This is a genomic window from Proteinivorax hydrogeniformans (assembly GCF_040515995.1).
Lineage (GTDB): Bacteria > Bacillota > Proteinivoracia > Proteinivoracales > Proteinivoracaceae > Proteinivorax > Proteinivorax hydrogeniformans.
Genome location: NZ_CP159485.1, coordinates 2,354,033 through 2,368,823, shown reverse-complemented (window position 1 = coordinate 2,368,823; position 14,791 = coordinate 2,354,033). Strand labels below are relative to the sequence as shown.

Below are 14,791 nucleotides of genomic sequence, written 5' to 3'. Positions count from 1 at the left end.
CATGTTATTTTTGCGTGATGGAGAGATAAAAGCAACATTCTCAACCATGATGAATAACCTCGCATTCAGCAAAAAGCTAATACTGAAGCCACTTTATGATTCTATAAACAAGATTGATGAAGAATGCGATCTTGCAAGATTTGATGCCATAGATAAACGCATGGAGCAATTAACCGAAGAACGCAATACACTGATTGGTCTTATGACTAAAGGGTTTTTTGAACACAAGAGCGGAGTACCTATATAGTTTGATAGAAAGCGAGGTGTAATATGGCAGGAAAAAATATAACTGTAATTCCGGCACGAAAAAGAGTTGGAAGTACAGCCGCAAAAGAAAAAATTAAGAAACTGCGTGTCGCTGCCTATTGCCGTGTTTCTACAGAAACTGAAGAGCAGAATTTAAGCTATGAGGTACAGGTTGCACATTATACGGAATTTATAAAGAAAAATACTGAATGGGAGTTTGCAGGCATCTTTGCAGATGACGGCATTTCCGGTACTAACACTAAAAAACGAGAAGAGTTCAACCGTATGATTGAGGAGTGTATGGAGGGCAACATCGATTTAGTTATTACAAAGTCCATCAGTCGATTTGCCCGCAACACGCTGGATTGCTTAAATTATATTAGACAGCTCAAGGAAAAGAACATAGCAGTGTATTTTGAAAAAGAAAACATCAACACCATGGACTCCAAGGGTGAGATTATGCTGACTATCATGGCTTCCCTGGCCCAGCAAGAGAGCCAATCCCTAAGCCAAAACGTGAGGTTGGGTATTCAGCATCGATACCAGCAAGGTGAAATTCAGGTTAACCACAATCGTTTCTTCGGCTATACCAAAGATGAAAACAAGCGTCTGGTGATCGATCCGACAGGAGCAGAAGTGGTAAAGCGCATATACCGAGAATACCTCGAAGGAGCAAGCTTACTTCAAATCGCACGAGGATTGGAAGCGGACGGAATATTGACTGCTGCAAACAAGAAAAAATGGCGACCAGAAACTATTAAGAAAATCTTGCAAAATGAAAAGTACATCGGTGATGCCTTGCTACAAAAAACATATACCGTCGATTTCCTTTCCAAGAAGCGAGTTGTCAATAGCGGCATTGTTCCACAATACTATGTTGAGAACAGCCACGAGCCCATCATCCCGCGTGAAATTTTCATGCAGGTGCAGGAAGAACTTGTAAGAAGGGCCAACCTTTATACAGGAAAGAGTGGAAAAAAGCGAGTTTACAGCAGTAAGTACGCTCTATCCAGCATTGTTTACTGCTCAGAATGTGGCGAAATATACAGAAGGGTTCATTGGAACAATCGAGGATGCAGGTCCATAGTCTGGAGATGCGTCAGCCGTCTAGAAGAAAAAGGCTCCGACTGCTCTTCCCCAACTATTAATGAAGAGGTTCTAAAAGCAGCAGTTGTAAAAGCGATGAATGAAGTGTTAAGCGGGAAAGAAACTTTCCTAGCAGTCTTGAAAGAGAACATTGCCACCGTTTTGAATGAAGAATGCGACAAAGCCACAAAAGACATTGATGAAAAACTGGAGAAACTTCAAAAAGAACTATTAAGGCGGGCCAACTCCAAAGAGAAATATGAGGATGTGGCGGACGAGATATACCGCCTTAGAGAATTGAAGCAAAGTGCAATGGTTGACAATGCAGAGCGTGAAGGAAAAAGGCAACGTATCGCTGAGATGGCTGAGTTTATAGATGAGCAAACAGAAGAGTTGGAAGAATATGATGAGCAGCTGGTAAGAAGGCTTATTGAGAAAGTGACGATTTTTGAAGAGAAGTTTACGGTTGAATTCAAGTCGGGAGTTGAGAGTATTGTAGATATTTTGAAGTAATGCAAGCGTTGTTGACTGATAATAATGGCAATTGTTAAACTATTTCTTGCTTTGACTTGTAAGCGCAATATATATATATTATAATGCTGTAAATAAGGGTATATACTTAAAGATTTTTGGACTCGAGTGTAGATTCGAGGTTTTATTCAATTTGTAGACGAAGGGGAGTAAAAAATGTAAAAATGTAGAAGTAGCTTCTTGAATTCTTCTTAGGAAATATCGAGATTTAATGATTTTCTTAAAACACACGTGGAATTTAGGGTGAAGATAAGAAGATAGCTGTGTTCTGATCATTGGTGTTTAAACATCAGGCTGAAGGGTATAAACAATTCAGAGTGTTGTCAAATATAGGGAGTGGAGTCTTATGAAAAGAAGAATCGGGCTGGTGCTTATGGCACTGGGCCTTCTTGTGGTTGCTTACCCACTGGTCATCAATTATATTTACACCCCGGGAGCATTAAGACGTGCATCGGATGAGCTTCAGACCATTGATGCTGATGAGATTGCAGAGAATCAGAGGATGGTCCGGGAAACCATGGAAAACAGGGAAGACCATTTCAATTTTGAAGAGGTGGAGTTTTTAGACACCCGGTTTAAGCGCTATGACTTTGATCGGGAGGGTGTCATCGGAATCATCCACATTCCCTCTGTGCAGATGGAGGTTCCCATCTTTTACGGAGTGAGCAATGCAGTTCTCGATGTGGGAGCGGGTACCATGAAGCCGGACCAGGATATGGGCCTGGGAAACTACGCCTTGGCGGGACACAACTCCTTGAACCCGGAGCTGTATTTTGCGCCCATACACCGGATGGAAGTGGGGGATGTGATCACCGTGACGGACAAAAAGTGGACATACATTTATGAAACCACAAGCATTGAAATTGTTGATCCCCACGCGGTTCATGTCATCGAGGATGTGGAGGGGGTGACGGAAATCACCCTTGTTAGTTGCACCCGGGGTGGAGAACAGCGTTTGATTGTAAAGGGAAAGTATTTGGGAAGGGAAGAGTTTGGCAGCGTACATAAGGGAAAAGGAGTGGAGTAAAATGGACAGAAGAAAAGCATATCGGGAAAGAAAGCGAAGAGAAGAAATGGAAGAGAGGGGCTTTAACAGCCGGAGACGAATGTTCCGGAGAAGTATTGCCCTTTCTTTGGTGTTTATGATGCTCATGCCATTTTTGGGGCAGATGATGCCGGAGGGGATGTTAGGTAGCGGAGGTTACAAAGTTTTTGCTGGAAACCTTTCAAATGAGGATATTATTTTTGAGAAAGTGATTTTTACTGATAATGAAGGGAATGAATACAGTGCAGATTATCCTTATAATCTGAATGCTGCGGAAACCGGTCGTCTGGAGATTAAAATCTCATTACCTGATGACCATGAAGTGAAAGCCGGGGATACATACACTTTTAATCTGCCGAATGAGTTTGACCCGGTTTCTGCAACTAATGGATTGTTAGGATCCATTGGTACTTGGACAGTTACCGCTGATGGGGTGGTTACTTTTACATTCAACGAAAATGTGGAAGGGGATAATGTTGAAGCGGAGTTTTGGTTTGCAATATCTTTAAATGAAGAAGAACTGAGCGATGAAATTGTACAGGAAATTGAATTTGAAAACATTCCGGGCTTCAGCATTTCCTTCCCGGTCGTTCCCAAAGGTGGGACATTAATTGATAAAGCTGGGACGATAAACAACGAAGGATTCAATAGCTCTGAAGCTTATTGGAGGGTGGATATTAATACGGTTTTAGATGAAATGGTCCATCCCTCAGTAGTAGATGTTATTCCTGATAATATGAAATATCAGATCGACAGTTTAGAAATTATCATTCTGGAAATGACTTCAAAGGGAGATCGTAAGGAAGGAGATCCACTAGATGATGATAAATACCAAGTAACGGTAGATGAAAACGGAGATTTGAAAATTGAATTTATCAATTTAACGGAGGAAGAGCTGAAACAAGCTTACCGTATAACTTATACAACAGATATTGTCGAGCCCGAGGAAGGCTTTGACGGTACCCAGACCTTCGCAAATAACGCCACATTAACCAGTGACGGGGAAGAGTCTAAACCAGCAGTTGCTACCGTTAGCAGTGGGTTTGGGAGAGCCATTGAAAAAGCGGATCCCGATTATAAATCAGGAGACCAGGCCTTTGAATGGAAAATCAACTATAATTATAATGAAAAATTCATTCAAGAAGAATTTGCATGGATTGAAGATACATGGAGTCCTGATGGAGTAATGGAGCTCGATCAAGATAAGTTTAAGATTTATCCTGTAACGATTGACGAAAATGGGAATGCCACAGTAGACACAGGAAATCCCATATCTTCTGATCTGTTTGATTTGGAGATTTTTGACGGCGATTCCGGATTCAAAGTGACCTTCGATCAAGATATTGATACCCAGGCTTATCAGATTCAATATACGACCAAGTTGTTGGGCTCGCAAGGAACAGGAATTGTTGACGAAGGTGGTTCGGTCACCAATACGGTCACTACTGGAACTGAAAAAACCGATGGCAGCAGTGGGAACTGGGGACAGCAGGGAATTATAAAAGAACACATCGGCACGGATATTGGCAACAAAGAAATGACATGGGAAATAAAGCTGAATCAGAACAGTTATTTGATGGAAAATCTTGTTTTGACCGATACCTTCATCGGGGATGGGATGACGCTTGATGAGGACAGTGTTGCAATTCATAAAGACGACGAATCAGAATTTACAAACTATGATTTAACATATACGCCTCCAACACCAGGAAATCCCGGCGGTTTTAAAATAGAGTTTAACGAGCTGATAAAGGAACCTTTAACCCTAACCCTTACCACGAATTTTGAGAGAAATTCCGATGGTACGGCAACGTATAAAAACCAGGCAAAAATCGAATGGGAAGAAGATGATAAGAGTTATAAAATTTCAACTGGAGAAATAAAAGGTGAAGATACGAAATGCACAGCAACAAATGGTGTGAAGTTCGGTACTTATAATGCGGTGGAGCAGAAAATCACTTGGGAAGTCAACACAAATTATGCCAGACTTCCCATTGAGCTGGACTATATAATAACCGATGAAATTCCCGAGAACCAGGAACTTGTGGAGGGGTCTTTGGAAGTATACAGTTACGAGGTGGATGCAGCAGGTAAAATTTTCAATAGACAACCTCTTTCAGAAGGAGAATATGAAACGAAACTCCCTTCAGATTCTAATGATCAAACTCTTACGGTAACTTTAGATAATGAATTTAAAGATAAAAGAACTGCAATTGGAATCAGATTCAAAACAAAATTTGAAAATGATTTGATCGAGGATGATGAAGTGGTAAATACTGCAACAGTTACAAGCGGTAAAAATGAATTTACCTTGGAAGCTAAAGTGTCTGTCCCCTTTGGTGGCGAATATGCAACGAAATCAGGGGAACAAACCGGTGAATTTAATGAACGCATCGACTGGGAGGTTTATCTGAATCCTAACCAATCAAGAATAAAAGACTATAAGCTAGTTGACAATCCTGATTTGAATTCTATTTTGTTAGAAGAAACTTTTTTCCTCTATAAAGCATCCGTGAATGAAGATGGGGTTTTATCAAAAGAGGGAGAACCCTTAATCGAAGGAGAGGACTATAATATCACGATTGAGACCGATGGATTATCAGGAAAACAGAATTTTGAGCTTACTTTCCCTGATGAGATTACGGAGGCTTACATTCTTGAGTATAGTTCTTACATTGATCCACTGGCACCTCAAGGTGAAGAAATTACAAATACATTTACTGCCACGGGATTAAATGTGGAAACCATTGAAAGTGAAGATGGAAGTAAAGTTACAAAAAGTAATGCAGGTGGAGGAGACGGAAGCAGTGTTCGAGGTGGCCTTGAAATCACGAAGACCGATGAATCGGAAGAGATCTTACTTGAAGGAGCCTTGTTCCATCTCTATACTAAAGATGGAAACCAGTTATTGCGTTCGGGAACAACCGATGCCGACGGGAAAGTTGTTTTCGGTGGACTTCGACGGGGAGACTATCTTTTAAAAGAAATTGAGGCCCCTGCAGGCTATATTATTAGTGATGAGTTAGCTGAGGGTATCGTTGTTACTCTATCACACGAAGGTGAGGGAGAGTTATTAAATTGGAATGAACACAACGCCTTTACAAAAGTAAGGATAGAAAAGGTAAATCAAAACGATCAGATCATTGAAAAGGAAGTTAAATTTGATCTGTATAATGCAAATGATGATTTAATAAAGCAAAATATTGTAGCGGAAGAGGGCGTCATTACCATAGAAGATTTACCTCAAGGGGCGTATTATTTAATTGAAACGGCTGCACCTGAGGGATACATTCTTAATACTGAACCCGTGGAGTTTACGATAAGCATTAATGATGATGGTACGCAATCAATCCCTATAGTTAACATAGTAAATTATCAAGGTTCTGTTGAGATTTCCAAAAAAGATGAAGCAGGAAATCCTTTAGAAGGAGCTAGATTTAGACTTGAAACCAGTTCGGGATCAATAGTACATGAAAATCTTACATCCAATAGTAATGGGATTGTAGAGATCAATGATTTGGCCCCGGGAACCTATCAACTAATTGAAACCCAAGCAGCGGATGGATACATTCGCAACACAGAAGAAATAAGCATTACGATTCCTGACAGGTTAAGTGGAGAGCCACAGGTATTTGAGTATGACTATACCAACTACCAGGGAAGAGTTCGCTTAATAAAAACCGATGCATCTGGAAATCCCCTTGCGGGAGCAGAGTATGAAATTAAAGATGAGAATGGTGAGGCAGTCTTTAGTGGGTTAACCACAGCGGAAGATGGAAGATTACTCGTAACGGGGATTTCTCCTGGGAAGTATTCAATTGTTGAAGTAAAAGCACCGGAGGGATACATTATTGATTCGACTCCTATGCATTTTGAGATTAATGCAACGAATGAAGGGGAACCTTCGATAGTTGTTTTAGGCGATTGGAAGAACTATCAAGGATCTGTGGAACTTGTAAAAGAGGATACCCAGGGAAACAAACTCCAAGGAGCCGTATTTAGTTTGTTTGATCAATATGACAATTTAATTTATGCGGATCTGGAAACCGGTGAAGATGGAGTTCTAATGGCTGAAAACCTAGCACCTGGAGATTATTACTTTGTAGAAACAAAAGCACCGGATGGATATGTGATCAACACGGAGAAAATTTCATTCAGCATTACATCAGAAGCCGAAGGTGTTCCTGAAACTGTAGAAGCAGGAACGGCCATTAATTATCAAGGCTCTGTTGAGCTTCACAAAGAAGACGTGGATGGGAACCCCTTGGCAGGTGCAATCTTTACCATTGAAGATGGAGAAGAAAACATAATTCAAACCGGATTAAAATCCGATGAAAACGGAAGAGTGTTTGCTGAGGATCTTGCCCCTGGCGATTACTATTTTGTAGAAACGAAAGCAGCGGAAGGATTTATAAGAAACGAAGTACCGGTTGCCTTTACCATTGAGGGTAGTGCCGAAGGTAAACCCGTCGTTGTGAATTCCGGAAATATGATCAATTATCAAGGAAGCGTCCAGTGGCAGAAAGTGGATGAGGCTGGAGAATCATTAGCAGGAGCGGTTTTCAAGCTCGAGAAACAGGTTAATGATGACTATAGGATCATCCACGAAGATATTACCGGTGATGAGAATGGTCGCTTTAGTATAAATAATCTTGAACCGGGAGACTATCGACTAACGGAAGTAAATTCGGAGGAAGGATATATTTTAAATACTGAAGCCATTACCTTTACCATAAGCGGAGAAGCAAAAGGAAAACCGGAAACATTGGTTTTAGATGCTTTTGTAAATTATCAAGGCAAAGCACAGCTAATTAAAACCGACAAAGAAGGAGCCCCCTTACCCGGTGCCGAATTCAAGCTGCTAATGGAGGATGAAGTAATAAAAGAAAAACTAATCTCTGATGCTGAAGGTAAAATTCTTGTAACGGGATTAGCACCGGGCGAGTATTCATTTGTAGAAACAAAAGCCCCGGGTGGTTTTATGTTAGATCAGTCGCATTTTAGTTTTACCATCGAAGCAAAAACAGAAGGAGAACCTACAGTAGTTTCAGTAGGGCATGCAATGAATTATCAAGGAGCGGTTCAACTGCAGAAGGTTGATCAAAATGGAAAAGCCGTATCAAATGCAGTCTTTGAAATCAGAGATCAAAGCGGCAATCTAATTATGGGAGAACTAAAATCTAATAATGAGGGAGTTGTATTAGTAGAAAATCTGGCGCCGGGAGAGTACATTATTCAAGAAATAAAAGCCCCGGATGGATATATAATAAATCCTGAACCCTTGTTCTTTACAATTGATATGAACACTATGGGTGAGCCAAAAGTCCTTGATCTTGGAGAATTTGTAAACGAGTTTGTATCTTTGCGAATTCTAAAAACCGATTCCGAAACAAATCAGCCCCTTAGGGGAGCGACTTTCAAGCTTACCGATGAGTCGGGAGAAAACACCTGGACACTGACCACGGGTGAGGACGGAACTGCCATGGTGGAAGGCTTACTGTTTGGAACCTACACCATAAAAGAAATGGAAGCACCCTCTGGTTATCAGTTGGATGATGAGATCCACACGATTATGATTGATGACAGCAAAGTGATCTTTGAATGGACAGCTGTAAACCATGCAAGGATTCCTATTGATGATGAAACTCCCAGAGGACCTGAACTGCCGAAAACCGGACAGCAGTCCACACTCCTCTACGTAATCATGGGGATGGCAATCATGGCCTCCGGTCTTTTCCTGGCAACAAGAAAAAAACGGAAAAATAACAATGAGTAACTCTGAAGGAAATGCATAATCATTACACAAAGCACCCCGGTCGTGGAAACACTGCCGGGGCTTTTGCCGTCTTTTAAGGAACTTCTATTGGTTCTTATTAAAATAAAAGGGTAAAATAATGGAGACAGGAACAATGATAAATAAACATCAGAGTGAATCTTAGGTTTACAGAGAGCGGGTGTTGTGTATGGATTCCATTGATCAACTGATTATTGAAATCCTTCAGGAGGATTCCAGGTAAAAGATATTAAATTATAGAAGAACTAAAAGAACAAGGTTTTAACAAAACTGCTGCTGTAACCATGGTTTCGGATAGGCCATTTTATGAAGGAAGAAACAATCTTGGGATTTACGCATGCTTCAGAGAAGAACATGCAGTGTATGGTCAAATATTCAAACCTACAGGAGCATTAAAAGACAAAGGTTCTATCGAGTTAAAATGTAGATATAAGTTCTCCTGGATAATAGTATTTGATAATAGTAGGTACTATGTGATCGAAGTTTAGAAGAACAATTGAGTTTAATATAGAATTTTCAAAAGGAGATAATGACTTCAATTGACATGTTCCCCCATACGACACTTCCTCAAAAATCCCCAAAAACCGATTGATATGTTCCCGCATACGTCGAGGTCAAAAATCATCTTCTGACATCAATGCCATCACCTCGGCCCACGTAGAGACGGTAGTATTGATGACAAAGAGTGATAAATAAGAATTTGAAGGAGTGAATCTATAGTGGAACATATGATGAAACTTAACCCTTCACCGTTTCAAATGATTAAAGAAGGAACAAAAACTATAGAGCTTCGCCTTTTTGATGAAAAAAGAAGAAAAATAAGTATAGGTGATAAAATATATTTCGTAAACACAGCAAACAATGAGAAAACTCTATGCGCTATAGTTGAAAATCTTTTTGTTTTCAATTCGTTTGAAGAGTTGTACAAGAACCTCCCGCTGTTAGAATGCGGATATACAGAAGAGAATGCTGCTGAAGCTTCTCCAAATAAAATAGGGAATAAAAAGAAGGGGGTCTACCATGGAAATATGAGATAGACCCCTAATATATTACGTATAAATTTGTGATTAAAGGGGTCTGATTCTTTAAAAAATTGAGTCACACCCCTTTAAATTATAATATAAACTGATATAATGATTAGCAAACGAGGGTGTGGCTCGCGGGGTCAGTTGCTCAGAAATGAGTTAACTCAGTCCTGAAATGCCGCCCTCGTTTTTGTTGTGTCCGTAACGTTGACCGGGATGATGCCGTCCTACGGGAAGTGGCTCTGCTAGTAGACGTAACGTTGGATTACAACTTTAATTGGGTGCAAATAAAAAATAGGAGGGAGAATGATGCAAGGTCAGCAGATGATAGTTGGTGTAGACGTAGGTTATTACAATCATCATGTAGCTATAGGCTTAGCAGGAGATATTTTAAAGGATTTTGAGATACCCCATAGCCAGAAAGGGTTTAGGTATTTCTTTAATCAAATAACATCTTTTGTACAAGCTTATGAAGTATCAGACATAGTTGTTGGTATGGAGGGGACTAATGGCCATGCTCGGCCATTAGATCAAATGGTTAAAGATAAAGGGTACATGTTACTAAATGTTAATAACCTAAAGTTTGCCCGTTTTAAAGAAATCTTCGCTACACCAGAGAAAAATGACCGCATGGATGCAAGACAAATAGTCACCCTTATGATGATGGCCCCAATGATGGAACAAGGCAAGGAAGTGCTTCAAGAAGTGCATAACACATCTGAGATTGAAACTAAATTAAAACGTATTAGTCGCCGTCGCCATCAGATAGTTAAAGAAAAAGTTATAATACAAAATAGAATGCAAGCAGATCTGCAATCTGTATGCCCAGGTTTTTTGAAAATGTTTGCATCTGTGGATGCCTTTTATGTACTGCGCTTTTTGAGCTGTCGTCCGGACTTGCGTAAGTTAAAAAGACTTAGATTACCGACAATACTCAAGATTCAAGGTGTTGGTAAAGGACATGCTAAAAAGTTACAAAGGTGGCAAGAGGAAGCTAGCTTTGGCTCAGAAGTAGAGTGGGTAGGCCCTATGATAGCAGAAGATGCTTCGCGCTTATTAGCCCTTAAAGAAAGGTTAATTGAATTAGAAAAACAAATCAAATCATTAGTTAGGCAGTCAAGATTGGGCTCTCTTATTCGAAGCATACCAGGCTTTGGCCCTATTTGTTCTGGAATAATAGCTGCAGAAATAGGTACAATTAGTAGGTTTGACTCTGAGGCTGGGTTAGCAATCTACCTAGGTATGGCTCCTCTTGACAATAGTTCTGGCCTATATGAAGGAACAAAATCACCTAAACAAGTTAACAAACATGCGAAAAAAGCTATGATGCAAGCACTGCAGCATCATGTGCGAAGGGTTGATGAATCTAAAGTTTACTTCCAAAAAAAATGTGATGAAGGCAAGAAATACAATCAAGCTCTGCGGTCCTTAGGACGGCATTTAACAAGAGTAATATGGAGTATGATCAAAAACAATAGAAAATATGAACGTCGTGAAAAAGAAACAAGTAAAGCTGCGTAATTTTTAAAAAGCACTTTTTCTAAACTAAGGGAACTTATGTTCAACTATATCCATTTAAAAGAAAAAAAGTTAAAAATAAACATATTATAAAGAAACTTGACAAAACGTACGGGATGTTCAGGCTTTTGATATTTCAATACTTTTCACCCACTCAACCTATAAGGTGGGTGAGAGTGGCAAAGGGTTTATTGCTGTATCGGAGGAGAAAGCGGCAGGCACCGAGAAGTATCTGCTAACATGGAGTCTCAGTTCACCTTTATACAAGAAGTATCCGAAGCTAGTGATGAATTATTTGAATTAGAAAGGGAAATGCAAAAGAGAATAAGCAAATTTAAGGATCAATAAGGTTATAAGGGTAAGGGTATATAAAGATCTTTCCTTTTTTAGTGCGTCCAACATGTGAGTTAACTTGACAATAAAACCCTAGTTTCTTAAAAAACTTATTAACAAATAAATTCATAGTACAGTTGTTACCATGTTTCTACACACATACACGAAATGAACATAAACCCTTCTTAAACAGGAAATAGAACTCAAAAATAATATTAGCCAACACTATCCTTTTCTAATTTGTTGACGTCGTCAATTCAACACATGTAGAGAACATTTGTCTGCTGATCAAGGATAATTAAAAGAACCTACCCATATTTTTGGGTAGGTTCTTTAATTGGTTTACTTCCATATATTGAAATATCAAAAGCTTGAACCCACTGGTTTTGCATTCACGCACACTTCAGCTTGTCTTTATTCATCAAATAGCTCCCAGAATTCTTCTCCCCAGTGCTTTTTAATGAACTCATCTCTTCCTGATATTTTCCTATCTTCTTTATAATGGGTAGGATTTTTTTCATGGTAATCTTGATGATATTCCTCAGCTTTGTAGAAGGTTGAAGCAGGTAATATCTCCGTTACAACTGGATTAGAAAATCTACCTGAGGCATCTAAAGCTTTTTTTGATGCTTCAGCTTTCTCTTTTTGTTCCTCTGTGGTGTAGAAAATAGCAGATTTATAAGATGGCCCTCTGTCATGGAACTGACCATCGGGGTCTGTAGGATCTATCTGCATCCAAAAAGCCTTTAGTAACTTATCATAGTCTATCTTATCTGGGTCATAGGTAATTTGCACAACCTCATAATGTCCTGATGTTTGAGACTTCACATCTTCATAGGTTGGATTTTCTTTATGTCCCCCCATATAGCCTGATACCACATCTATTATCCCATCAAAAACATGGAAGGGAGATACCATACACCAAAAACATCCTCCTGCAAAAATAGCCCTTTCATATTTTGCTTCATTCTCTGAACCCTTCATTTACATTCCTCCTTCTCCTTTACTTTATTCTAATAACTTCTATCTCATAACCATCGGGATCTGTCATAAAATAGTATCTCGGTGGACTTTTAGGTAGTCAACTCTCTCTTTTCATCTCCTCTGATTTTTTTATCCTACCTAATATCCTTTATAAAACAGATAATCCTATTGGCTTCTTTAAAGCCTATTCCCTTGTGGAAATGGTAGCTTGTTGTATTGTCATACTCACAAGATGAAGCAATTTCTGAATAGCCCTTTTCCCTTACCCATTGCTCCCCCTTTGCTAGCAGCTCTTTTGATACCCCTTGTCTTCGGTATTCGGCTTCAACATATATTCCTTCGATGTAACCAATTGGAGAGCTATCAGAGCCTTCTACATAGTCAGTTCTTATGGAAAAATGAGCAAAACCTATGGGATTGCCGTCAACTAGGTAAAGAAAAACCTTATTGTTATCGGTATGTAGCATTTTAGCAAATTCTTCTTTTAGCTCTTGATAATCATTGTCTGGCCATAGCTTCATGGCTAGTTCTGTTACGCTATCTATGGATCGATCATTAACTTTAATTATTTTTCCCACGCTTAATCCTTCCCCTTTAATTAATTCCCTAACTAATTTCATATATCCTTCTCAATATATGAATAAGTATTGTATAAGATGTAAAAAATAGTATATTATTTAACTAGATGTAATCCTAATTACACCAAAGGGATAAGTAGCGATTATTACGAAAATGGTTTTATTGTCATATTGAAACATCAAAGGCCTGACTCAAAGGAAGCGCTAACGCCCCTTTGTTATAACTTTTATATCTATATTGGATTTTTAGGAAGTATTTCTTCTGGAAAAATAAACTACTTAAGTTATAATATAGGTATAGATTTATTTCGGGAGAGGGTGTTTTATTATGAACAAGAAAAAGACATGCAAAATAGCATTTACAGGATTATTAACGGCGGCGGTGGTTTTTGCCAGCAGCTTATCCGCGTCCGCAAGCGAACCGGGTAAGTTAATAAGGAATATAAGATATGAAGAAGACGGGATAACCTACAGAGAGACACGTTACAAAGTAGCTAAAGTAGACACAGCAGACGATATTATATCTTATGATATACTAAAAATAATAGAGAAAGAGGTAAACAACGAAGAGCATGGAAGATGGAAAGTAGTCTCCGAGAACATAGAACCTCAGTTAGGCGAGAGGCAGGACTACTATTATGCCATGAGAAGAAACTGTGACGGGGACATCGACTCTAACGGTAATTGGCTTCATTATATAGGGGAAATGACTACGATGATAAAATGGGAGGTACTACCTGACGGCAGTAAAGGCGATATTTTAGTCGATAACCGAAGATACGGTGTAGAGAAAATCTATAAAGCCGACCAACCGCAGTTTATAGGAAGAGTGTGGGCGGGGGAAGGTCCACGCCCTACAGAAACTCAACCCGAACCCGAACCTGAACCTGAACAGCCGAGTCAACCTGAGGAGTCAAATCAGTCTAACCAATCGAATCAAGCTGAGGAGTCCAGCCAGTCTAACCAGTCAAGTCAATCAAGTCAGTCTAATCAGGCAAGCCAATCAAGCCAATCAAGCCAAAACACATCCGAAGTATCCACAGACCATATAGCCATCGATATAGACTGGGAATCCCTAAGGTATGATGGTAGAGACGTGTTTGTAGATGCAGATCTGAGTGAAATAGAAAAAGAAACCAATCAAAAAGTTTTATACACTTGGGTAACCGATAAACTAGACGAAAATTCTTCGTTAGAGGACTTAAACAAGGTAGTAAGAGGTTTTTCTACCTTTAGCTTATTGCAAGACTCTGTTTCTGAAAAAACCGAGTTCATAGCTGATTCTTCTCCTAACTTCGAAGACAAAGACAGTAGTCTGACTTTAGTTTTATTAGTGACAGACGATAGTAGAGAGTCAGAAGAAGTTTATATGTCTAAACCATATAACTTAGGCGAAAAGAGTCATAAGATTGAGGAGTTAAAGGAAGCGGAGAAAGAAGATAAAGAAGATAAAGAGGACGAAGTAGAAGAGACAGTAGAAAATACTAGATGGGACAAAGTAAAGGCGTGGATAAACCCTAAGGTTATACTACCTATACTAATGATACCTGCATCGCTTACAATTTACTGCTTGAAACGCCAAAAAAAGCAAGTTAATAAAGATACCAAATAAAAAAACTATTAAAACTTCAGGTCCAACACCCCCTTTTTA

At 39.3% G+C, this 14,791-nt stretch carries 9 protein-coding genes and 1 pseudogene; 8 read left to right on the top strand and 2 right to left on the bottom strand.

Annotated elements, in window-relative coordinates; genetic code table 11:
* Window position 1 precedes the first annotated feature (1 nt).
* From PRVXH_RS11355 to PRVXH_RS11325, 7 genes are all read left to right on the top strand, one after another.
* Window positions 2-247 (top strand): hypothetical protein, encoded by a 246-nt coding sequence (locus PRVXH_RS11355; RefSeq protein WP_353892880.1) that lies wholly within the window; start codon window positions 2-4, stop codon window positions 245-247.
* A gap of 23 nt (window positions 248-270) precedes the next feature.
* Window positions 271-1,845 carry a recombinase family protein gene (locus PRVXH_RS11350; protein ID WP_353892879.1) on the top strand — a complete coding sequence of 525 codons (1,575 nt, stop codon included), beginning with the start codon at window positions 271-273 and terminating at the stop codon, window positions 1,843-1,845.
* A gap of 364 nt (window positions 1,846-2,209) precedes the next feature.
* The gene (locus tag PRVXH_RS11345; protein WP_353892878.1) at window positions 2,210-2,890 is read left to right on the top strand and encodes a class A sortase; all 681 of its coding nucleotides are present in this window, start codon (window positions 2,210-2,212) and stop codon (window positions 2,888-2,890) included.
* A 1-nt stretch (window position 2,891) separates the two neighbouring features.
* Window positions 2,892-8,684: a SpaA isopeptide-forming pilin-related protein gene (locus tag PRVXH_RS11340; RefSeq protein ID WP_353892877.1), complete on the top strand. Its 5,793-nt coding sequence runs from the start codon at window positions 2,892-2,894 to the stop codon at window positions 8,682-8,684.
* A gap of 302 nt (window positions 8,685-8,986) precedes the next feature.
* Window positions 8,987-9,190 (top strand): hypothetical protein, encoded by a 204-nt coding sequence (locus PRVXH_RS11335; protein ID WP_353892876.1) that lies wholly within the window; start codon window positions 8,987-8,989, stop codon window positions 9,188-9,190.
* Between the two features lie 240 nt (window positions 9,191-9,430).
* Window positions 9,431-9,739 carry an ASCH domain-containing protein gene (locus PRVXH_RS11330; protein WP_353894587.1) on the top strand — a complete coding sequence of 103 codons (309 nt, stop codon included), beginning with the start codon at window positions 9,431-9,433 and terminating at the stop codon, window positions 9,737-9,739.
* A 294-nt stretch (window positions 9,740-10,033) separates the two neighbouring features.
* Window positions 10,034-11,248 carry an IS110 family transposase gene (locus tag PRVXH_RS11325; RefSeq protein WP_353892797.1) on the top strand — a complete coding sequence of 405 codons (1,215 nt, stop codon included), beginning with the start codon at window positions 10,034-10,036 and terminating at the stop codon, window positions 11,246-11,248.
* A 777-nt stretch (window positions 11,249-12,025) separates the two neighbouring features.
* Here the strand turns inward: PRVXH_RS11325 and msrA are convergent.
* Window positions 12,026-12,562, bottom strand: a pseudogene (gene msrA / locus PRVXH_RS11320) (peptide-methionine (S)-S-oxide reductase MsrA); the annotation flags it as partial.
* Window positions 12,563-12,696: 134 nt separating this feature from the next.
* Complete coding sequence (aac(6'), locus tag PRVXH_RS11315; RefSeq protein WP_353892875.1) at window positions 12,697-13,182, bottom strand: aminoglycoside 6'-N-acetyltransferase; 486 nt, start codon at window positions 13,180-13,182, stop codon at window positions 12,697-12,699.
* Window positions 13,183-13,468: 286 nt separating this feature from the next.
* On the opposite strand from aac(6'), the gene PRVXH_RS11310 reads away from it, so the two are divergent.
* The gene (locus PRVXH_RS11310; RefSeq protein ID WP_353892874.1) at window positions 13,469-14,752 is read left to right on the top strand and encodes a hypothetical protein; all 1,284 of its coding nucleotides are present in this window, start codon (window positions 13,469-13,471) and stop codon (window positions 14,750-14,752) included.
* Window positions 14,753-14,791: the final 39 nt, after the last annotated feature.